The sequence below is a fragment of the Hydrogenobacter sp. genome (assembly GCA_041287335.1).
In the GTDB taxonomy this organism is placed as follows: domain Bacteria; phylum Aquificota; class Aquificia; order Aquificales; family Aquificaceae; genus Hydrogenobacter.
On sequence record JBEULM010000042.1, the window covers coordinates 1 to 20,613 of the forward strand.

Below are 20,613 nucleotides of genomic sequence, written 5' to 3' on the forward strand. Positions count from 1 at the left end.
CAGAACCGCTCCCCCCACCGCAGGAAAATACGGCTGGGGCTATCAGACAAAGAAGGGCTAATCTCTTCATTCTCCTCCTCCTTCCTGTATTATTTTAACACAAAAAGTTTATAATAGTAAGTTCATGAAAGACAACATAAATGTAACACTTGCGCAGATTGATACCAAGTTGGGAGACATAGAAGGCAACGCAAAAAGGATATTGCAAATCTGGGAAGAGCATGATAGCGTATCTCATCTGGTTGTGTTCCCAGAGCTTGCCCTTTCGGGCTATCCTCCGGAAGACCTTCTCTTAAGAATGGACTTTTTAAGAGAATGCGCCACATGGCTTGAGTTTATAAAGAAAGCTTCTGAAAAGTTCACATCCCTGGCTGTGATCGGTACGCCTTTTTACGATGGAGACACTTATAACTCTGCAGTTTTGATAGGAGGTGGTCGCATACTTGGAGCTTACCACAAACGTTTCCTCCCAAATTATTCGGTTTTTGATGAAAAGAGGTACTTCAGGCAGGGAGATTGGGGACTTACCTTACAGCTAAGAGAAGTGAAATTGGGATTTTCTGTGTGTGAGGACATCTGGCATCCGGATGGTTTTGAAAGGACATACTCTATTATGGGGGCGCACGTACTCATCAATATAAACGCTTCACCTTACTATTATGGAAAGTATGAATTCAAAGAAGCTTTTTTGAAGGCGAGGGCTGAGGACAACTTGTGCTACGTCGTTTACGTAAATTTGGTGGGAGGACAAGATGAACTTGTCTTTGACGGAAGGAGCGTGGTGATAGATCCTGATGGAAGCATTTATGCGAGGGCAAAAGCTTTTGAAGAAGATGTACTGACGTTAAGTTTGGATCTGGAAAGAGTGAGAAGGAAAAGGCTCGTAGATACGAGACTCAGAGAAGGGAGAGAAAACCATCGTGTAGTCATATGCAATGCACAGATACAAAAAGACCTTCCCATTCTTCCTCCGAGAGTAGAAAAAAGTCCCGCTGGAGAAGAAGAAATTTACATAGCTCTGAAAACTGGGCTAAAGGCGTATGTGCAAAAGAACAGCTTTGAAAAGGTGGTTTTGGGACTTTCAGGAGGCATAGACTCTTCCCTCGTTGCCTGTATAGCTGTTGATGCGCTGGGAAAGGATAGAGTAATTGGAGTATTCATGCCTTCAGAATTCACGTCAGAAGAGAGCCGGGAAGATGCTTTTGCCCTTGCAAAAAACTTGGGTATAGAGATTCGTGAGTTTTCCATCGGAGAGGTCTTCAAAAACTTCAGAGATCTTTTGGGTTTTGGCGATTTTAGCGTGGCTGATGAGAACCTTCAAGCCAGAATAAGGGCAAACATACTTTTTTATCTTTCTAACAGATACGGTTGGCTTGTCCTTTCCACATCCAACAAGAGTGAGACGGCGGTGGGATACACTACCATCTACGGTGATATGGCGGGAGGTTTCACACCTTTAAAAGACGTCTACAAGACGCTTGTATACAAATTAGCTCGCTACAGGAACTCTGTAAAGCCTGACATACCGGAAAGGGTTTTCAAAAAACCTCCCTCTGCGGAGTTAAGGTACGGGCAGACAGATCAGGATACTTTACCACCCTACGAAATCTTAGATAAAGTGCTTTCCCTTTACGTTGAAGAAGGACTTTCAGAAGAAGATATAAGACAAAGAGGTGTGGATCGTGAAATTGTAAAGAAGGTGGTGCGTATGGTAAGACTCGCTGAATACAAGAGAAAGCAAGCACCTATAGGTATAAAGGTTACCTCTAAAGCCTTCGGAAAGGACTGGAGAATGCCTGTAACTAATGCCTGGAGAGGATAAAGATGTATGTTATGAACACTTACTCAAGGTTACCGGTAAGTTTCGTAAGAGGGGATGGAGTTTACCTCTTTGACCGTGAAGGTAAAAAATACCTTGATCTCGTTGCAGGTATTGCTGTGAACACTCTGGGTTACAACGATCCGGATCTTTTAAATGCTGTTTGCGAACAGTCACAGAGACTCATGCATATCTCCAACCTTTTTGAAAATCCTTGGCAGGAAGAAGTTGCAAAAATGCTCGTTGAAAGGTTTTGGACTGAGGGAAGGGTATTTTTTTGTAACAGTGGAACAGAAGCCAACGAGGCTGGTATAAAGCTCGTGAGAAGGTACTTCAGAGAAAAAGGTGAAAACAGATACCGCATTATCACCTTTTACAATGGATTTCACGGAAGAACTTACGGGAGCATGTCTGCAACCGCTCAGGAAAAGGTACATAAAGGTTTTGAACCATTACTTGACGGCTTTGATTATGCTGTATATAACAGCTTTGATTCCCTCCTGAAAGCCCTGAGGAAGGACACTGCCGCTATTATGCTTGAAGTCGTTCAAGGAGAAGGTGGTATAAGGGTAGCCAATTATGAATTTCTCCAAAAGGTACAACAGCTCTGTCACAGTGAAGGATTACTTTTAGTGGTTGATGAGGTACAAACTGGTGTTGGAAGAACCGGAAAGTTTTTTGCTTACGAACACTTTGACCTAAAACCTGATATAGTAACTCTCGCTAAGGGTCTCGGAGGCGGATTCCCCATAGGCGCTGTGATAGCACGAAAGAGCGTTTCGGAAGTATTTTCTACCGGCTCACACGGATCAACCTTTGGTGGGAATCCTTTGGCTTGTGCGTGCGCAAAAGTTGTTATAAGTAAGGTATCTGAGCTTCTTGATCACGTAATGGATACAGGAGCATACTTCAAAAGGGGTCTTGAGAGATTAAAGACCGGTAAAGTGAGGGGACTTGGACTTATGTTAGGTTTGGATTTAGAAAGAGACTGTAGTGCTATAGTAAAAAAGGCGCTTGATCATGGACTTGTGATTAACTGTACCGCAGGAACTGTTCTCAGGTTTGTCCCCCCCCTGATAATACAGAAAGATCATATAAACATAGCCCTTGCCCTTTTGGAAAGGGTCCTCAAACTTTAGCATCAGTCTATCTTACCTTGTGTGTCTTGTATGGTACGGGTATATACTGCACGGAAGGTACTTGAGATCCCATAGGTTGCGGGAACAGTTCCATGAGCGCGTAAACTTCCTCAGGCACATCCGTGCTCACGTTCAATCCTATTTCTCTTAACTTTTCAACGCTAAGCGGGTAATCGTGAGTGTACTTACCTGTGGCAAGCTCGTGCGCGATCCTTTTGGCTCTTTCTTCATCCATACCGTTATTTTTTAGAAGACCAACTAAGTACTCTATCATCTGATCTATCGCTTTTTTTGCCACGTCTGCAAGTATGAGCGTTTGATCATCTATCTCATCTATCTTTTTAAGTTCAAGGACTTTAAGTATAGAAGCTGCCGGCATTTGAGCGAGCTGAGGATCAACAGGTCCTAATACAGCGTTTGGATCCATTATGATCTCATCAGCAGCGAGTGCTATGAGGGTTCCTCCTGACATAGCATAGTGAGGGACTATAACCCTTACGGGAGCTTTATGTCTTGACAGCGCATTAGCTATCTGTGTGGCAGCAAGCGCCAAACCACCGGGAGTGTGAATGATGAGATCAATAGGCATATCTTCAGGAGTCATCCTTATAGCCCTCAATACCTGCTCTGAGTCCTCAATATTTATGAACCTGAATATGGGAACTCCAAGAAGAGCAAAGCTCTCTTGTCTGTGTATGAGAGTTATAACTCTGCTTCCCCTTTTCCTTTCAAGCTGTTCGATGGTTGCCTCCCTCGCCTTGTTGAGAAGAAACCTCCTCCATATTGGGACAAGGATGAAAAATATCAGTAAAAAGAACCACAAGAAATTAAAGATATAAGCCACAGGGCTAAAATAAGGTTGTACCTGATCCATAAATCAAATTATAAAAAAAGTTTAAGAAAGATACAAATTTACTCTAAAAATAAGCTTATACCTGCTATTCCGTAAGCTCCATTTTTGTAACACAGCTTTATTCTCTCCCAGCTTATCCCTCCAAGAGCGTAAACTGGTATGGAAACTCTCTTTGAAATCTCCTTCAAAGCGTTAAGCCCTATGGGTTCTGCATCCGGATGCGAAGATGTTTTAAAAATTGGACCTAACGTTATGAAATCCGCACCTTCGCTTTCCGCATAAAGGGCAGACTCAAGATCATGAGCCGAAAAACCTACAATGAGATCCTTCTTCATTTTACGTACGCAGGATGGTGGTATTCCGTTTTGGGGAAGATGTACACCGTCAGCACCCACAGCGAGAGCTACGTCGATGCGATCGTTGATCAGCAATATAGCTGAATACTCTTTCGTTATCTCCCGCGCCTTTAACGCCTTTTCGTAGTATTCCCTTCCGCTTAAAGATTTCTCCCTCAACTGTATCATCCTGACACCTTTATCAAGAACCTTGTAAAGATTATCCCAAAAGTTTGCTCCGTATTTTTGACCGTCAGTTATCGCGTATAGTCTTGGCAACATGGCATTTATCGTATATAATATAAAACTCAGCCGGAGTGGCGGAACTGGCAGACGCGCTGTCTTGAGGGGGCAGTGCCCGTGAGGGCGTGCGGGTTCGACTCCCGCCTCCGGCACCAAAAAAATGGGATTGATTAAGCATTCGGTAAGCTTCTCAGTTGCGACTCTTTTAAGTAGGGCTTTGGGTTATATTAGAGATGCTCTTATAGCTTATCACTTTGGTGTCTCTCAAGTAACAGATGCCTTTTTTATAGCCTTTAGACTTCCGAATACCTTTAGAAGACTGCTCGGAGAAGGTGGTTTTAACGCTGCCTTTATACCTGTGTACGCCAAAGATATAAAGGGTGGAAGAGAGAAACAGTTTCTTCATTCTGTTTTTACTTACTACACTGCTGTGAACCTTCTGGTAACGCTTTTTGGTATATTTTTCGCCGAATACATAGTGAGTCTTATAGCTCCCGGTATAAGAAGTAGACCCCACTTTGAAATTGCCGTTTTTATGTCACGCTGGCTATTTACCTACCTCTTTTTTGTGGGTCTTAGCTCTTTTTTCATGGCGATCCTCAACACAAAGGGAGTTTTTTTCGTGCCGGCTTTCGCTCAGGCGGTTTTTAACATAGTTTTCTCTCTGGTGATAGCCTTCTGTTCTCACTGGATTGGTTTTTACTCTCTTATAGCGGGCGTTATTCTTGGTGGATTAGCTCAGGTTTTGTTTAACATTCCTTCTCTGCTAAAAGCAGATGTTAAACTGGGTTTTTCCCTAATTCTTGACAAAGATGTAAAGCTTTTAGTGAAGAGGCTATTACCATCCATCTTAGGCTTTGGGGTTGCTCAGCTCTCCTTTTTTATAGATACATTACTTGCATCTTTTTTAGCGCTTGGTTCTATATCCTACCTTTATTACGCTAACCGTATATTTCAATTGCCCTTAGGTGCTGTATCTGTAGGTATGGCAAATTCTCTTCTTTCCGCACTTTCCAAAGGTGAAGATATAAAGCCAACTACGCACTTAGCTTTCAGGTTTGTAATTCTCATTTCCCTCCCGGCTACTTTTGGGCTTATAACCCTATCCGATCACATAATTGCCTTACTTTATGGTAGAGGTAGGTTTTTGGAAAGTGATGTACTTACTACTTCTTTGGTTCTCCAAGCATACGCCTTGGGTCTTACCTTCTTCTCTTTACAAAAAGTTCTAAGTAGCGTATTTTTCGCCAAAGGTGATACAAAAACTCCCGTGAAAGCATCACTGTTTGCTGTACTCTCAGAAGGTATATTTGGAAGCTTTTACGCTTTTGTCCTCAAGTGGGGAGTTGTGGGACTTGCCTTAGGGACCTCAACCTCTTCCTTGATAGGTTTTGTATATCTTTTTTGGAAGGCAAGGGGGGAGACGATCCTTGTGGGAGAAGTCTTAAAGCTGTTATCTAAACCGCTGATAGCTTCTACTGTGATGTCCGTATTTATATTCCCACTAAAGGAGTTAATGAGCAAACCTTCCTATACAGCTTTTATAATACCTTTTGGTATGCTGGTGTACTTTTTTAGTTTACTTACCTTCAAAGAGCCCTTATCATTACTCCTTCTTAGTAGACTCAAAAGCTTTATTAAGCAAGGTGCTGAGCCTTGATGCTCTTCTTGATGCTTCGTTTTTGTGAATCACACCTTTTGATGCGGTGTGGTATATAACGCTTACGACTTGGGGTAAGAACTGCTTAGCTTCTTCCAACTTACCCTGTTCCAGCAGCCTTCTAAACTTCTTTATATAAGTCCTCATCCTGGAAAGGTGATACCTGTTTCTCACCCTTCTTTTTGCATCCCTTCTCATACGTTTCTCAGCTTGTTTGGTGTTTGGCATACTTTTACCTCCTGACGATCTTTTTTGTCAAGGCAACGGGCGGATTCGAACCGCCGTGGAAGGGATTTGCAGTCCCTCGCCTAGCCTCTCGGCCACGTTGCCTAATCACTATAATTATACCTCTTTTCGGTATAAAATGAGTATGAGTATGGATTATTTGGCACTTTTTTTGTTGGGGAGCATTTTGGGAAGTTTTTACAATGTGCTTATATACCGCATTCCGAGAGGAGAATCCATAATAGATCCTCCATCCCATTGTCCCAAGTGTGGGACAAAAATAAAGTGGTACGATAATATACCCATAATATCTTATTTTTTACTAAAGGGTAAGTGTAGGGAATGCTCGGCTCCTATATCCCTAAGATATCCAGCTGTAGAAGTACTTTCTGGATTTCTTGCCCTTTTATCTTATGCCAAGTGGGGGGCAAACCTTGAAGGTATAGTAATGTTCGTGTTCTTTTCACTGCTTTTGATCCTTTCGTTCATAGATTGGGATACTTTCTTACTGCCGGACAGTTTAAACCTTGGTGGTTTAGCCTTCGGTCTTTTCACTTCTATATTCAGAAATCATTTTAACCTTCTTGACAGTATATTAGGCGCTCTAATAGGTGGTGTGACTTTCTTTTTCATATACATCTTTTATGTGAAGGTTAGAAAAATGGAAGGCATAGGCTTCGGAGACGTAAAGCTTATGGCTTTTATAGGGTCTGTTACAGGTGTGTGGGGTGTGGTTTATGCTGTGTTTTTGGGTTCTCTGTTTGGACTTGTGTATGCATTGCCCCTCATCTTCAAGTATAAAAACCTTTCCTTCGCAATGCCTTACGGTCCCTTTCTCTCTATGGGTTGTTTTGTCGGTGTTATGCTTCATGATAAGTTAAGTACCATGCTATTGAGTCAGTAAGCCTATTATTTCGGAGATGAGGGCATCTGTGTTTTCCCTCGTAACTTCCAAAAGTATCGCTTGAGGATTTTTCCTTACCCATCTTACGATGGGATGCACATCCCTTATGGGAATGGTGATTAAAGCTGAGCGCTTCGGATCAGAAAATATAACCTCAAACATTTTTGAAAACTTCTCGGAGAAAAGCTCCATCTTCCCAACCTCGTCTACAACAACTATCTTGTCCTTATCTTTGATGGCTTTTTCAAGAATAGGAAGAGCTACACTCTCAAATCTCTCTACATTCACCCCGTAAGAACCTACAAGGTACTTTGAAGTGAAAAACTTGCTTGCAAAGATAACCGATTTGCCATCGGTACTCACAACCTTAAAACCCGTTCTTTTTTTACTTACCCTGTCTCTAACTTCTTCCGTCCAAAAACCAATTACTCTATCTTTGAGATGGCGTATTACCTCTTTCACAACGGTAGTTTTACCTATACCTGGATGACCTGTTAAAACAATTTTCATTTGTGTATGTCCTGAAGTGCGTAAACTCTGATTTTTCCACCACGCTTGATGAAGCATTCAATGGCGGAAAGCATGGCGTAGCCCCCCCTTACTGTTGTGGCATAAGGCACATCATACTGCACCACAGCCCTCCTTATGTAATAAGCATCGCTTCTCTCTTTCTTACCGGTAGGTGTATTTATCACCAGGTTTATGTCGCCGTTTGTTATCATATCCACTACGTTAGGTCTTCCTTCGGATACTTTCAGTACGTGACTCGCTTCTATACCGTGCTTTTTTAGAAATCTGTGTGTACCTGCTGTGGCAAAAAGCTTAAATCCCAGATTTTTAAAACCCTTCGCAAGATCAAGGATCTTTTCCTTATCCTTATCGGCAACACTTATAAAGACTTTACCTTCTGTAGGTAATCTGTTGCCAGCTGCAAGCTGAGCTTTGTAGTATGCCATACCAAACTCCTCGTCTATAGACATAACCTCACCCGTGCTTCTCATCTCCGGTCCCAGTACTGGATCAACTTCGGGGAATCTCTTCCAAGGGAAAACCACCTCTTTTACTGCGTATAACTTTTTTTCAGCACTCATGAAGTCACTCGCTATGTGAACATCTCCCCTTTTAATCCTCTCAAAAACTTCCGGTAAAAGATCTTTCAATTTTTTGCCTATTCCTACCTTAGCTGCGAGTTTTGCGAGCGGATAACCTATCGCTTTACTCACAAAGGGTACAGTTCGTGAAGCTCTCGGGTTGACCTCAAGAACGAAAACTTCCTCACCTCTGACTGCAAACTGCAGATTTATGAGACCTCTAACGTCAAGAGCTTTCGCTATCCTTTTAGACTGTTCCTTTATGATGTTTATAGCTTCCTCTTCAAGAGTATAAGGTGGAATGCATGCCGCACTATCTCCAGAATGAACTCCTGCCTCCTCAATATGTTCCATAACTGCACCGATAAGGTAGTCTTCACCATCACCTATAGCATCAACGTCAACCTCTACGCTATCTGATATATATTTGTCTATGAGAATGGGTCTTTCGTAACTTACGCTTACCGCCTCTTCAAGATAACGCAAAAGCTCCTCCTCATCGTAAACTATCCTCATAGCCCTTCCACCCAGAACGTATGATGGTCTAACTAAAACGGGGTAACCTATGATGCTCGCTACCCTTAGAGCTTCTTCTTTTGATCTTACCGTATCGCTCGGTGGCTGTTTTATACCGAGGCTTTCTACAAGCCTTCTGAAGAGTTCCCTATCTTCAGCCATATCTATGCTTTCCGGCTGAGTCCCGAGAATTTTCACACCAGCCTTCTGAAGCTGTAAAGAGAGTTTTAAAGGAGTTTGTCCTCCAAACTGTAAAAAAACACCGTCGGGATTTTCTCTTCTGATTATCTCAAGTACATTTTCAAGAACGACAGGCTCAAAGTAAAGCCGATCAGCAGTATCGTAATCCGTAGATACCGTTTCGGGGTTGCAATTTACCATAATAGTTTCTATTCCCTCTTCGCGCAGAGAATATATGGCATGGACACATGCGTAATCAAACTCTATACCCTGACCTATACGGTTGGGACCGCTTCCTAAGATGAGGACTTTTTTCATTCAAAAACTTCATTATAACACAGTATACTATTAGCATGATTCCCATAAAGGATATCAACAGAAGTCGGAATGTCCCCCTCGTGAACTTTATGTTGATATTCGTATGTTTTCTTGTTTGGTTTTATCAGGTGAGCCTAAGCGAAGATGAGATGAACATGTTTATCTATCGCTACGGGCTTATACCTGCTGAGGTTTTTCAAAGACCTTACACGCTCATTACCCATATGTTCCTGCACGGGAGCTGGTTACACATAATAGGTAACATGTGGTTTCTTTGGATATTCGGTGATAACGTGGAGGATAGGTTGGGAAGGCTAAATTACCTTATCTTTTATACGCTTTCGGGTCTTGGTGCGGCTCTTTTACAAACCTTCGTTAGCTTCGTGGCGGGCGGAGTAGACGTACCTATGGTGGGAGCGAGCGGTGCAATAAGTGGAGTTTTGGGTGCCTATCTTTGGCTTTTCCCTCATGCCAGAATATTAGCCTTGGTTCCCATATTTTTCTTCTTGACCTTTATGGAGGTTCCGGCGATACTCTTCATAGGCTTGTGGATACTCATTCAAATCTTAAACGGTATCCTCACTTTACCCTTTGCGCACGGTGGAGGTGTAGCTTGGTTTGCCCATATAGGTGGTTTTGCGGTAGGTTACATGCTTGTAAAGGTTTTCTATCGTAAAAGGTGGTATGGGTGACGCTCAAATAATTTAATTATTGACACATAAGCAAGTATCACTAAGTTAAAATATTAGTCCCTTTACTTTTTTGAGAGGTGGTATACATGGAGATAAGAGAGTACGATTCTTGCGGAGTTGGATTTATATGTAACATAAGGGGAGAACAGAGCAATCAGATAGTAAGGTGGGGTATAGAAGCTGTAAAAAATTTAACCCATAGAGGAGCTATAGGAGGAGATGGAAAAACAGGAGACGGTGCTGGTATTCTCATACAGATACCCAAAACATTTTTTTCTGATTACATACACGAAGAAGGGCTTGAGGTATCCCATATAGATAACCTTTGCGTAGGTGTCTTCTTTCTGTATGAGGATGTGAGAAACCGCATAGAGGAGCATATAAAAAAATCCCCATTCGGTTTGGTAGGCTGGAGAGAAGTACCCGTTAATAAATCCGCTGTTGGAGAGACGGCTCTAAAGGTGATGCCAAAGATATTTCACCTGCTTTTGGATGCCGGAAATCTGCCTGAGGATAAAAGGGAGCTGGAACTGTATCTCCTTAGAAGGACTGTAGAGAGGGACAAGAAAATAAACGAAAAGGTCTATGTAGCATCCCTATCCTCACGCACCATCGTTTATAAAGGTATGATGGTGGCTCTGCAACTTGACAATTTCTATTCGGATCTAAGGGACGAAAGGCTTGAATCCTCATTCTGCCTTTTTCACCAAAGATACTCTACAAACACTTTCCCCAACTGGAAGCTTGCTCAGCCTTTCAGGTATCTTGCGCACAATGGCGAAATAAACACCATACAGGGAAATAGAAACTGGATGCTTGCCCTTCAAAGTGAGCTTGAGCACGAGATTTTTGCCGATCGTAAAGACCTTATAAAACCTTTAGTTTCCTATGATGAAAGTGATTCGGCATCTTTAGATCGTGTCTTTGAGCTTCTGTGTTTGGTAGGTTACTCTCCTGAGCATGCCATAAATATGCTCATTCCCCCTGCATGGGAAAAGGTACCTGACATGCCGGATGAAGTTAGGGAGTTCTTTGAGTATGAGTCCCTTCTCATGAAGCCCTGGGACGGACCTGCATCTATTGCCTTTACCGATGGTAAAGTTATAGGTGCGCACCTTGACAGAAACGGACTAAGACCTGCAAGATATATCATCACCGAAGATGGTATCTTACTGCTCGGTTCTGAAGTTGGTATGGTGGACCTTTCTGACAGAAAGATAAAGAGGAAGGGAAGACTCGGACCTGGAGATACCCTTTGCGTTGATCTTCAAAAAGGTACTGTAAGGGAAACGGAGGAAATCCTGAGAGAACTCTCTCAAAGAAAGCCTTACGGGGAGTGGCTTAGAAAGAATCTTGTTAAACTTTCGGACATATTAAGGGAGCATTCCATTCCTGAACCTAAAGAAGACACGGATAGAGTGAGGAAGCAGATAGCTTTTGGATACACTCAGGAAGAGATAAAGAACGTTATTTCATACATGGCACAGGAAGGTAAAGAGCTGACTTTCTCCATGGGTGATGATACACCTCTTCCACCCCTCTCTGAAAAGCCCGTATTGCTCTTTAGGTACTTCAAACAGAGGTTTGCACAGGTTACAAATCCACCGATAGATCCAATAAGGGAAAAGGCTGTCATGTCCCTTAGGATGAACTTGGGACACAAAAGGAACTTCCTCAAGGAAACTGAACATCATGCCAAACGTTTCCAGATAGAAAGCCCCATACTGTTGCCTAATCAGATAAAAGTTATTGAGGAGCAAAAATACTTCAAAGTCAGTAAAGTACCTATAACCTATCCAAAGGAGAGGAGCTACTGTGTTGTTGAGCTTCAAGACTTGGCTGGAGAAAGAAGGATAACGGACATACTCTACGATGCTATGTACGAAGGTGTTCAGATATGCGATCTTAGACTTGGTGTTGAGATAGTCTGCAGGCGTGTGGAAGAAGCTGTAAAAGAAGGTGCGCAGATAGTTATTCTTACAGATAGAAATATGTCACGCTACAGGCTTGCAGTTCCAAGCTTACTTGCGGTGTCGGCGGTTTTCAAGTGGCTTTCGGACAGAGGACTTTCCACAAAAGTATCTCTGATAGTGGAAACGGGAGAGGCTAGAGATACGCATCACATGGCTTGTTTGATAGGTTATGGCGCATCCGCAGTTTATCCTTATCTTGCTTACGAGACCATATACGAGCTTTGCAAAAAGGGTGAGATAAAGATACCCTACGAGCAAGCCATCATGAACTACAAAAAGGCTCTTGAGGATGGGCTTTTAAAGATCATGTCTAAGATGGGTATATCAACTCTCAACTCTTACCAAGGGGCAAAGATATTTGATACTATTTGTTTGAACAGAGATTTTGTAGAAGAGTATTTCCCTGGTACACCTGTGAGCGTTGAATCGGACGGAATATTTGAAGTGGAGGAGAGTCTCCTCAAAAGACACCAATTGGCTTACGAACTTGAAAATCCTCAGCTTGATTACGGCGGAGATATGAAGTTTAGAAAGGGTGGAGAATGGCACGCATGGTCGCCCTTTGTGGTAAGAGCTTTACACAAATTTTTGGAAACTAAGGATTATGAAGACTATAAAGCCTTCTCCCAAATAGCCAATACAGAGCATCCCACCTTTTTAAGGCATCTCCTCACATACAAAAAATCTGAGAAGCCCATACCTATAGAGCAGGTTGAGCCAATAGAGGAGATCCTCAAACGCTTCGTAACTGGTGGTATGTCTTTGGGAGCTTTGTCACCCGAAGCGCACGAAACTATAGCCGAGGCTTGCAATAGGCTTGGTATGAAGAGCAACTCAGGAGAGGGAGGAGAAGATCCGCAAAGGTACTGGACAATAAAGAACTCAGCCATCAAGCAAGTTGCCAGCGGTAGATTCGGTGTCACTCCCACTTACTTAGCATCTGCCCACGATATTGAAATAAAGATAGCTCAAGGTGCAAAGCCTGGAGAAGGTGGACAGCTTCCCGGACATAAAGTGAGCGAATACATAGCTAAACTTAGGCACGCACAACCCGGCGTAACACTCATATCACCACCTCCACATCACGACATATACTCTATTGAAGATCTTGCACAACTGATACATGATCTCAAAGAGGCAAACCCAAAAGCTAAGGTGTGCGTAAAGCTTGTTGCGGAGACAGGTGTAGGTACCATAGCTGCGGGCGTTGCCAAAGCTTATGCGGATATAGTGCAGATAAGCGGTGCTGAAGGAGGAACTGGAGCGAGTCCCTACTCTTCTATAAAGAACGCGGGAAATTACTGGGAGATAGGATTGGCTGAAACTCAAAGAGTGCTCATGGAGAATGGTTTGAGAGATAAGGTACGCATAAGGATTGACGGAGGTATGAGAACTGGTAAAGATGTCATAGTAGCTGCGCTTTTGGGTGCTGAAGAGTTCGGCTTTGGCACAGCCGCTATGATAGCCGAAGGATGTGTCATGGCAAGAATGTGTCACACAAACCAGTGCCCTACAGGAGTAGCTACGCAGGATCCAAAGTATAGGGAAAAGTTCAAAGGTAGGGTAGAGAATGTGATCGCATACTTCAGGGCTGTTGCTCAAGAAGTCAGGGAGATACTTGCACAGATGGGATACAAGAGGCTTGATGACATTATAGGAAGGCGGGATCTTTTAGACATAATCAGCTTTGATCATATACCAGGTTCAAAGAGGATAAAGTTGGAGAAGTTTCTCAAGGAAAACTATCCTGCAGGTACTCACCTTAGATGTATGGTAGAAAGGAATGACAATCCGAGACCTTCCTTCAATGAAAAACTTGTTGAAGAACTGCTCCCTTATATAGATAGAGGTGAAAAGGTATTCAGAGAGTATACCATAAAAAACACTGACAGAAGCGTACCTGTTAGGATCAATTACTACATAGCTTTAAAATACAAGGATGAGGGACTGCCGGAAGATACAATAAATCTTACATTTTTAGGGACTGCTGGTCAAAGCTTTGGGGCTTTCAATCACAGAGGTGTGTCTCTTACACTTATTGGAGATGCTAACGATTATGTGGGTAAAGGCATGTACGGAGGGAGGATAGTGATAAAACCGTGCGGTGTAGAAGATACACAAAATAACGTGATCATGGGTAATACGTGCCTTTATGGTGCCACAGGAGGAGAACTCTATGCAGCAGGAAGGGCAGGAGAGAGGTTTGCGGTAAGAAACAGCGGTGCTGTGGCGGTTGTTGAAGGTACAGGGCTTCATTGCTGTGAATACATGACAGGCGGAGTAGTAGTAGTTCTGGGTAGCGTAGGCTTTAACTTAGGTGCAGGTATGACGGGAGGCTATGCTTACGTACTGGACGAGGATCTTAAAAGGAAGATAAACCCCTCCTACGTTATGATAAGGAGGCTAAAACATGAAAGGGAAATAGAAGAAATAAAGTCCCTCATACAAAGGCATTACGCTTATACAAGTAGCGCATGGGCAAAACACATACTTGATAACTGGGACATATACGTAGAAAAGTTTTACAAAGTTATACCCCTTGAACAGTGCAAAAGAGACATTTACGGGGAAACTGACGAATGCGAGGTGGAAATAACACCTGAGAGAAAAGCTTAGGCTTCTATCTTTTTCTCTTTACGACGCTGGAGAGACTCTCCTGGGCGCGCTGGTTTATTCCACCTTTTTCCCTCTTTTTATAACCAGATACGTGGATACTAAGATATACTCAATTACTTACGGATCAGCCTTCCTTTTTTCCTTTTTACTCGCTTTATATCTTGGAAAGATAGCTGACACAAAAGGTATAAGGAAACAACTTTTTGTAATATTTAGCTTGCTAACCGCTCTTTTTGGATCTTGCCTTAGCTTTTTAACAAATTTGCCTTACTTTGCGTTACTTGTCTATTCCTTTATGGCTGTTTTTCACCAGCAGGCTTTGGTATTTTATAACTCCATGCTTTTGGGTTTTACGCGCAAGGGTTTTGCGTCTGGACTTGGTGTTGCGGTAGGGTATGTAAGCTCCGCAGTAAGCCTGATTTTCTTGGTAAGGTGGATGAGTCTTCCAGATGTATTTTTTCAGGCCTGTATCCTATTTACCCTTCTGTCTTTGCCATCTTTTTTAGTTTTACAGAATCCTTCGCACAGACAAAGCGTCACGCTCCGAGAGATTTTCAGGGACAAAAAATTCTTGTTAACCATACTCTCCATACTATCTCTTACGGAAGTCGCCAACACGCTGATAGCTATGATGGGCATATACCTGAGAAAGGTGTACGGGCTTGAAGATACAGAAATTTACAAGGTTATAGGTTTGTCAGCCTTAGGTGGTGTGATAGGTGGTGCGCTATTTGGAAAGCTATCTGATAAGGTGGGAGCTTTATTTCTCTTTCCAGCAGGTTTTTTCCTTTGGTCTTCTTTTCTCATCACACTGTACTTTATTCCAAGAGAATTCCTTCTTCCCATTGGCTTCCTTGCAGGCATTTCTCTGGCACACCTTTGGACAACATCAAGGCTTTTTATAATAGAGGGCTTTCCCCAGACACAGGTATCTTTAAGACTGTCCTTTTTGTCCCTTACCGAGCGCGTAGCATCCACCACAGGACTTTTCGTATGGTCCCTTTTCCTTTACGCAACGGATGACAACTACAAACTTTCAGCACTTTTTATGCTCATCTTTCCTTTAGCGGGTTTTTTCATCTTCCAAAAGGCGCACCGTGGTAAGATACTAAAGATCACTCCCTAATCTCAACACCTTCTTTGTATACCTTCCATCTCGGAGGCGAAAGGCTTGAGGAGCATCCGAGAGATGATGTGTCATATATCTTGAAAGCTTTTGGATCTGACGGCTCGTGTATGAAAACGAACGCAGTATTTTTAGGAAGAAAGGACATTTGAGACTTCCAGCTTTCTATCTGTGAGAGTATGCTCTTTAGCCTTTCCTTTAGCTGTTCAGCGTCTAATCTTTCTCTTAGTCCGCTTTTGGTATCCTCAAAGAACCACACACCATCATTAATAATCTGTAAAACTTCAAAGACTCGGCTTTCTGACGCTATACCGTAGAACCTCATAGTTTTTAATTTTAGCACATGTCTTTTTCCATCTTTCTTATAAGATCCACCCTCCTTTCGTGTCTTCCACCTTCAAAGTCAGCGTTGAGCCATGCATCCACTATGGATATAGCGAGGGCTTCACCCAAAACCCTACTTCCAAGACACAAAATGTTAGCGTTATTGTGCTGTCTGCTTACCCTTGCCATATACTCATCGGTACACAGTGCCGCGTATATTCCCTTGAACTTGTTAGCGGTAATACACATCCCTATACCCGTCCCACATATCAGAATGCCTTGCTGTGCTTCCCCCCTTTGAACCGCAAGAGCCACCTCACGTGCAAATATAGGATAATCTGTAGATTCAGCCGAGGTGGTACCAAAATCTATCACCTGATATCTCTTGGATATGAGAAATTCCTTTATCTTTTCTTTGAGCAAGTATCCCGCATGATCCGAGCCTATCGCTATTTTCATACTACCATTATATTCTATTGTCAATCTTCAAAAGGAAACTCCTGAGGTTTTTTACAACTACATTGATACCATCATGGGTAAACAGGGATCTTTCTTACTTAAGAGCGATAAAATTATAATGTGAGACTTGCAGGTATACTTCTGCACGTGACTTCCCTCCCCTCACCTTTCTGCATAGGTGATTTGGGACCTCAAGCCTACAATTTTGTGGATTTTTTGGCTAACTCAGGACAAAGGCTGTGGCAAGTACTTCCTTTAAATCCTACCTGTATAGAGTACGGTAACTCTCCCTACTTTAGCATTTCTCTATTTGCCGGAAATCCCCTACTTGTAAGCCCTGAACTTCTCTATGAGGAAGGACTTATCTCAAAGAGAGACATGCAAAGCGCAAAGATCCAGAGCGACAGGGTAAATTACGAGATGGCATTGCGGTTAAAGAAAAAGCTTTTGGATATAGCCTTCGGAAACTTCAGCGAGAACGGTGAGTATCTGTCCTTTGTAGAGGAAAACAGCTATTGGCTTGAGAATTACTGCAGGTTTAAGGTTCTCAGAGATAAGTTTAGAAAACCGTGGAATATGTGGGAAAGCGATAACATCAGCGGGCTTGAGATGTATATAAGGAAGGAGAAGTTTTTACAATTTGTGTTTTTCAAGCAGTGGAAAGCCCTTAAAACTTATGCCAACTCAAAAGGGATCAAAGTTATGGGTGATCTTCCCATCTATCCAGCTTTTGACAGTAGTGATGTATGGTCAAACAGGGAGATCTTTAAACTCGGTGAGGATAATACACCTTACGTAGTAGCAGGTGTGCCACCAGACTATTTTAGTCCTACGGGTCAGCTTTGGGGAAATCCAGTTTACAACTGGGATAGGCTTAAAGAGACAGGTTTTAAGTGGTGGGTTGAGAGAATAAGACACAATCTGAAACTTTTTGACCTCTTGAGACTTGACCACTTTAGGGGTTTTGTAGCCTATTATGAAGTGCCAGCTTCTGAAAAAACCGCCATTGCTGGCACGTGGGTAAAAGCTCCAGCGGAAGAGTTTTTTACAAAGTTGAAGGAGGAATTTCCGGATTTTCCCTTCGTTGCGGAGGATCTCGGGCTAATAACACCTGATGTAGAAAAGCTAAGAGACAGTTTTGGCTTTTCTGGTATGAAGGTACTTGTATTTGCCTTTCAAGCCGAAAATCATCCCTTTATGCCCCACAACCACGATAAGAATTTTTTTGTTTACACAAGCACCCATGATAACATGCCGATAAGAGACTGGTACGTGGAAGAGCTTGACGAAAAAGCAAAAGAGAGGCTTCACAGGTATATAGGAAGAAGACTCACTCAAGATGAAGTGAGCGATGTGTTCATAAGATTAGCCTATATGTCTGTAGCTAAAGCCTGTATAATTCCCATGCAGGACCTTTTGAATCTCGGTAAAGAAGCGAGAATGAACACACCGGGTACAAAGGACAAAAACTGGGAGTGGAGGCTAACGAGCTTACCCGATGAAAAAGTAGTTATGAAGTTGAAGGAACTTTGCTTAACTTACGGAAGGTAATTACTCCACCTCCACCTTCTTTACCCGCTCCTTTTTCTTCTCCTCCTTACTCTCTATTCTCTTTTCCACTTGTGAAACTTTGTAATCAAGTAGGGTTTTAAATATCCTAAGCAAGGAAAGTTCAGCTGTATAGAGATTTTTCATAACTTCCCTCCTTATTTCCTTAGGTGGTAAGAGAAGTTCAAAAAGCTTAAAAATACTCCTTCTTAACTCCTCCACTTCTTGCTCCAAGCTTTCAGGTTTGAGTTCCTCCTTCTGTGCCATAGGTTTAAATTTAACGCCTTTTTACTCCTTTATCAAGCTTAGAAACTCCTTTACGGCTTTTTCAAGACCAAAGATAACAGAGTTTGATATTATGGAATGACCCACGTTAAGCTCCTCTACCAAGTCTTTTAGTTCTCTAACAAAGGCAGAGACATTATGGTAAGTAAGACCGTGTCCTGCATAAACCCTAAGTCCGAGATTTTTGGCTTCAATGCTGGCTCTTCTTATTTTCTCTATCTCCTCCTTCACCTGAGAAGCCTTTCCCTCCTTCCAGAGATTTGCGTACTTTCCTGTATGTAGCTCTACAGCATCAGCTCCTGCATCTTTTGATGCGCGCACATGTTCTATTTGCGGTTCAATGAAAAAAGATACTTCAATACCTTCTGCCCTTAGAGGCATTATGTAAGACTTGAGAAATTCCTTCATACCCAAAACATCAAGACCACCTTCGGTAGTTATTTCTTGCCTTTTCTCAGGGACTAAGGTTACCCTATTAGGTTTTATCCTTAGAGCTATCTGCCTCATCTCCTCCGTAGGTGCCATTTCAAGATTTACAGGTATCACTACGAGTTCCTTTATAAGCTCCAGATCCCTATCCTGTATATGTCTCCTGTCCTCTCTTAAGTGAAGGGTTATCTGATCTGCCCCCGCCTGTTGTACGATCAATGCAGCAAAAACAGGATCTGGTTCAAAGGTTTTTCTCGCCTGCCTAAGAGTTGCCACGTGATCTATGTTAACACCCAGCCTCATGTAATTTATATTATAACCCTGCCATTTGATTGAGAAATATCATATTGACTCGCTTCTTTTCAAGTATTAAAATTGAGTTCAGATTTCAAAAAGGAGGATTTTATGAGAATAGTAATCCTCGGAGGTCATGACAGGATGCGATCCAAAGTTAAGGAAATGGCTAAGAGATATCATCTTAAGATAAAATTTATAAATCAGGAGACACAGCAGAACATTGACAGTGCTTTGGCTTGTGCTGATTGGGTGATAATCTTCACATCCTTGACTGGACACAACATGGTAGCACTTGCTAAGAAATATGCAAAGGATAGATGCATATTTTGTAACTCACATGGTGTTTGCACCTTAGAGAAAAAAATCAGAGAGATAATAGATGAAAAATTGAGGTAAAATGATCATACTTTGAAGGAGGTAAGAGATGGCAAGGTGTTACGTTTGCGGTAAGACTACTAAGTTTGGTAAAAGCGTAACCTTTTCCGCAGAGCAAAACCCAAGAACCTTTAAGGCAAACCTTCAAAAGATGAGGGTAAAGCTCTCCGACGGTAGCGTAAAGAGGGTTTATGTATGCACCAAATGTTTGAAGGCAGGTAAAGTGGTTAAAGCGGTAAGAATAGGCTGATGTCTATAAGATTCCTGACTGCAGGAGAATCTCATGGAAGGGCTGTAGTTTGTATACTTGAGGGTATTCCGGCAAACCTCGAGATAAGCACAGAATATATAAATCGTGAACTTGAGAGGAGACAGAGGGGATATGGAAGGGGAGGCAGGATGAAGATAGAAAGGGATCAGGTGGAGATACTTTCCGGTGTGCGTTTTGGGAAGACTTTGGGTAGCCCTATAGCCATGATAGTGTGGAACAGAGACTGGGAGAATTGGCAGGAGAAAATGGCTATAGAAGGCGAGAGACCTGAAAGCGCCATACCCTTCACGAGACCTCGCCCAGGACATGCGGACTTAGCAGGCGGTATAAAATACAACCAGAGGGATCTCAGAAATATATTGGAGAGAGCTTCAGCGAGGGAAACGACAGCCAGAGTGGCAGTAGGTGCTGTATGTAAAAAATTTCTGGAGGAATTCGGTATAAAAATAGGGAGTTATGTGGTGAGCATAGGAACATGCATGCCACCTATAAAAGAGAACGATCTCATTAAAAGACACGAGCTTGCCGAATCTTCCTTAGTGAGATTCCCCGATCCTTCAAAGGATGACGAGTTTATCAAGGTTATAGAACAGGCTAAAGAGAGAGGTGAGAGTTTAGGTGGTATCTTTGAAGTGTTTGCCTTGGGTGTCCCTCCGGGGCTTGGTAGTTATATTCAATGGGATAAGAGGATAGATGGCAGGATAGCTCAGGCGATCTTGAGTATACATGCTATAAAAGGTGTGGAATTCGGACTTGGTTTTGAGGCTGGAAAGAGGTTCGGTTCCGAAGTACACGACGAAATAGGATGGTCAAAGCAGACCGGATTTTTCAGGTATTCTAACAACCTTGGTGGAACTGAGGGAGGTATCACCAATGGTATGCCAATACTCGTTCGTGCAGTTATGAAACCCATACCTACTCTTACAAAACCCTTG

At 42.5% G+C, this 20,613-nt stretch carries 20 protein-coding genes and 2 tRNA genes; 12 read left to right on the forward strand and 10 right to left on the reverse strand.

What is annotated here, in order from left to right; genetic code table 11:
* Positions 1–124 precede the first annotated feature (124 nt).
* Both ABWK04_06030 and ABWK04_06035 read left to right on the forward strand, forming a co-directional pair.
* Positions 125–1,822 carry an NAD+ synthase gene (locus ABWK04_06030; GenBank protein MEZ0361431.1) on the forward strand — a complete coding sequence of 566 codons (1,698 nt, stop codon included), beginning with the start codon at positions 125–127 and terminating at the stop codon, positions 1,820–1,822.
* A 2-nt stretch (positions 1,823–1,824) separates the two neighbouring features.
* Positions 1,825–2,958, forward strand: a complete 1,134-nt coding sequence (locus ABWK04_06035) for an aspartate aminotransferase family protein (GenBank protein MEZ0361432.1) — start codon at positions 1,825–1,827, stop codon at positions 2,956–2,958.
* A gap of 7 nt (positions 2,959–2,965) precedes the next feature.
* Here ABWK04_06035 and ABWK04_06040 read toward each other — a convergent pair whose 3' ends face one another.
* Positions 2,966–3,832 (reverse strand): ATP-dependent Clp protease proteolytic subunit, encoded by an 867-nt coding sequence (locus ABWK04_06040; GenBank protein ID MEZ0361433.1) that lies wholly within the window; start codon positions 3,830–3,832, stop codon positions 2,966–2,968.
* A gap of 38 nt (positions 3,833–3,870) precedes the next feature.
* The gene (thiE, locus tag ABWK04_06045) at positions 3,871–4,428 is read right to left on the reverse strand and encodes a thiamine phosphate synthase (GenBank protein MEZ0361434.1); all 558 of its coding nucleotides are present in this window, start codon (positions 4,426–4,428) and stop codon (positions 3,871–3,873) included.
* 29 nt (positions 4,429–4,457) lie between these two features.
* Here thiE and ABWK04_06050 point away from each other — a divergent pair.
* Positions 4,458–4,544, forward strand: a tRNA-Leu gene (locus tag ABWK04_06050).
* Positions 4,545–4,549: 5 nt separating this feature from the next.
* Entirely contained in the window at positions 4,550–6,049 is a 1,500-nt protein-coding gene (murJ, locus tag ABWK04_06055) for a murein biosynthesis integral membrane protein MurJ (GenBank protein ID MEZ0361435.1), read from the forward strand.
* On the opposite strand, the gene rpsT is transcribed toward murJ, so the two are convergent.
* Complete coding sequence (gene rpsT, locus ABWK04_06060) at positions 5,996–6,277, reverse strand: 30S ribosomal protein S20 (GenBank protein MEZ0361436.1); 282 nt, start codon at positions 6,275–6,277, stop codon at positions 5,996–5,998. The genes murJ and rpsT overlap by 54 nt on opposite strands.
* Positions 6,278–6,307: 30 nt before the next feature.
* Positions 6,308–6,379, reverse strand: a tRNA-Cys gene (locus tag ABWK04_06065).
* A gap of 46 nt (positions 6,380–6,425) precedes the next feature.
* On the opposite strand from ABWK04_06065, the gene ABWK04_06070 reads away from it, so the two are divergent.
* Positions 6,426–7,178 (forward strand): prepilin peptidase, encoded by a 753-nt coding sequence (locus ABWK04_06070; GenBank protein ID MEZ0361437.1) that lies wholly within the window; start codon positions 6,426–6,428, stop codon positions 7,176–7,178.
* Here ABWK04_06070 and ABWK04_06075 read toward each other — a convergent pair.
* Positions 7,164–7,688: an NTPase gene (locus tag ABWK04_06075; protein MEZ0361438.1), complete on the reverse strand. Its 525-nt coding sequence runs from the start codon at positions 7,686–7,688 to the stop codon at positions 7,164–7,166. The two genes, ABWK04_06070 and ABWK04_06075, sit on opposite strands and share 15 nt — an antisense overlap.
* Positions 7,685–9,283, reverse strand: a complete 1,599-nt coding sequence (gene carB / locus ABWK04_06080) for a carbamoyl-phosphate synthase large subunit (protein MEZ0361439.1) — start codon at positions 9,281–9,283, stop codon at positions 7,685–7,687. The genes ABWK04_06075 and carB overlap by 4 nt, the downstream gene beginning before the upstream one ends.
* A 35-nt stretch (positions 9,284–9,318) precedes the next feature.
* Here carB and ABWK04_06085 point away from each other — a divergent pair, with 35 nt between their 5' ends.
* The 3 genes from ABWK04_06085 to ABWK04_06095 all read left to right on the forward strand — a co-directional run bounded on the left by ABWK04_06085 (position 9,319) and on the right by ABWK04_06095 (position 15,690).
* Positions 9,319–9,975 (forward strand): rhomboid family intramembrane serine protease, encoded by a 657-nt coding sequence (locus ABWK04_06085; protein MEZ0361440.1) that lies wholly within the window; start codon positions 9,319–9,321, stop codon positions 9,973–9,975.
* Positions 9,976–10,061: 86 nt separating this feature from the next.
* Positions 10,062–14,564 (forward strand): glutamate synthase large subunit, encoded by a 4,503-nt coding sequence (gltB, locus tag ABWK04_06090; GenBank protein MEZ0361441.1) that lies wholly within the window; start codon positions 10,062–10,064, stop codon positions 14,562–14,564.
* A gap of 49 nt (positions 14,565–14,613) precedes the next feature.
* The gene (locus tag ABWK04_06095; GenBank protein ID MEZ0361442.1) at positions 14,614–15,690 is read left to right on the forward strand and encodes an MFS transporter; all 1,077 of its coding nucleotides are present in this window, start codon (positions 14,614–14,616) and stop codon (positions 15,688–15,690) included.
* Here the strand turns inward: ABWK04_06095 and ABWK04_06100 are convergent.
* Entirely contained in the window at positions 15,680–16,015 is a 336-nt protein-coding gene (locus ABWK04_06100; GenBank protein MEZ0361443.1) for a hypothetical protein, read from the reverse strand. The genes ABWK04_06095 and ABWK04_06100 overlap by 11 nt on opposite strands.
* A gap of 11 nt (positions 16,016–16,026) precedes the next feature.
* Positions 16,027–16,473 carry a ribose 5-phosphate isomerase B gene (rpiB, locus tag ABWK04_06105; GenBank protein MEZ0361444.1) on the reverse strand — a complete coding sequence of 149 codons (447 nt, stop codon included), beginning with the start codon at positions 16,471–16,473 and terminating at the stop codon, positions 16,027–16,029.
* A gap of 120 nt (positions 16,474–16,593) precedes the next feature.
* Between rpiB and malQ the strand changes: the two genes are divergently transcribed.
* On the forward strand, positions 16,594–18,024 hold the full coding sequence (gene malQ / locus ABWK04_06110) for a 4-alpha-glucanotransferase (protein ID MEZ0361445.1): 1,431 nt from the start codon (positions 16,594–16,596) through the stop codon (positions 18,022–18,024).
* Here malQ and ABWK04_06115 read toward each other — a convergent pair whose 3' ends face one another.
* On the reverse strand, positions 18,025–18,288 hold the full coding sequence (locus ABWK04_06115; GenBank protein MEZ0361446.1) for a hypothetical protein: 264 nt from the start codon (positions 18,286–18,288) through the stop codon (positions 18,025–18,027).
* Between the two features lie 21 nt (positions 18,289–18,309).
* On the reverse strand, positions 18,310–19,038 hold the full coding sequence (pdxJ, locus tag ABWK04_06120) for a pyridoxine 5'-phosphate synthase (protein ID MEZ0361447.1): 729 nt from the start codon (positions 19,036–19,038) through the stop codon (positions 18,310–18,312).
* Between the two features lie 102 nt (positions 19,039–19,140).
* On the opposite strand from pdxJ, the gene ABWK04_06125 reads away from it, so the two are divergent.
* The 3 genes from ABWK04_06125 to aroC form a co-directional block, all read left to right on the forward strand.
* On the forward strand, positions 19,141–19,428 hold the full coding sequence (locus ABWK04_06125; GenBank protein MEZ0361448.1) for a DUF2325 domain-containing protein: 288 nt from the start codon (positions 19,141–19,143) through the stop codon (positions 19,426–19,428).
* A gap of 28 nt (positions 19,429–19,456) precedes the next feature.
* Positions 19,457–19,657 (forward strand): 50S ribosomal protein L28, encoded by a 201-nt coding sequence (gene rpmB, locus ABWK04_06130; GenBank protein ID MEZ0361449.1) that lies wholly within the window; start codon positions 19,457–19,459, stop codon positions 19,655–19,657.
* Positions 19,657–20,613, forward strand: a 957-nt coding sequence (gene aroC / locus ABWK04_06135) for a chorismate synthase (protein MEZ0361450.1), incomplete at its 3' end; no start/stop codon positions are given. The genes rpmB and aroC, both read left to right, overlap by 1 nt.

Bases quoted from the DNA above. Each gene is read 5' to 3' on its own strand.
- ABWK04_06030 (MEZ0361431.1), top strand. From the start codon at position 125: ATGAAAGACAACATAAATGTAACACTTGCGCAGATTGATACCAAGTTG.
- ABWK04_06035 (MEZ0361432.1), top strand. From the start codon at position 1,825: ATGTATGTTATGAACACTTACTCAAGGTTACCGGTAAGTTTCGTAAGA.
- ABWK04_06040 (MEZ0361433.1), bottom strand. From the start codon at position 3,832: ATGGATCAGGTACAACCTTATTTTAGCCCTGTGGCTTATATCTTTAAT.
- thiE (MEZ0361434.1), bottom strand. From the start codon at position 4,428: ATGTTGCCAAGACTATACGCGATAACTGACGGTCAAAAATACGGAGCA.
- murJ (MEZ0361435.1), top strand. From the start codon at position 4,550: ATGGGATTGATTAAGCATTCGGTAAGCTTCTCAGTTGCGACTCTTTTA.
- rpsT (MEZ0361436.1), bottom strand. From the start codon at position 6,277: ATGCCAAACACCAAACAAGCTGAGAAACGTATGAGAAGGGATGCAAAA.
- ABWK04_06070 (MEZ0361437.1), top strand. From the start codon at position 6,426: ATGGATTATTTGGCACTTTTTTTGTTGGGGAGCATTTTGGGAAGTTTT.
- ABWK04_06075 (MEZ0361438.1), bottom strand. From the start codon at position 7,688: ATGAAAATTGTTTTAACAGGTCATCCAGGTATAGGTAAAACTACCGTT.
- carB (MEZ0361439.1), bottom strand. From the start codon at position 9,283: ATGAAAAAAGTCCTCATCTTAGGAAGCGGTCCCAACCGTATAGGTCAG.
- ABWK04_06085 (MEZ0361440.1), top strand. From the start codon at position 9,319: ATGATTCCCATAAAGGATATCAACAGAAGTCGGAATGTCCCCCTCGTG.
- gltB (MEZ0361441.1), top strand. From the start codon at position 10,062: ATGGAGATAAGAGAGTACGATTCTTGCGGAGTTGGATTTATATGTAAC.
- ABWK04_06100 (MEZ0361443.1), bottom strand. From the start codon at position 16,015: ATGAGGTTCTACGGTATAGCGTCAGAAAGCCGAGTCTTTGAAGTTTTA.
- rpiB (MEZ0361444.1), bottom strand. From the start codon at position 16,473: ATGAAAATAGCGATAGGCTCGGATCATGCGGGATACTTGCTCAAAGAA.
- ABWK04_06115 (MEZ0361446.1), bottom strand. From the start codon at position 18,288: ATGGCACAGAAGGAGGAACTCAAACCTGAAAGCTTGGAGCAAGAAGTG.
- pdxJ (MEZ0361447.1), bottom strand. From the start codon at position 19,038: ATGAGGCTGGGTGTTAACATAGATCACGTGGCAACTCTTAGGCAGGCG.
- ABWK04_06125 (MEZ0361448.1), top strand. From the start codon at position 19,141: ATGAGAATAGTAATCCTCGGAGGTCATGACAGGATGCGATCCAAAGTT.
- rpmB (MEZ0361449.1), top strand. From the start codon at position 19,457: ATGGCAAGGTGTTACGTTTGCGGTAAGACTACTAAGTTTGGTAAAAGC.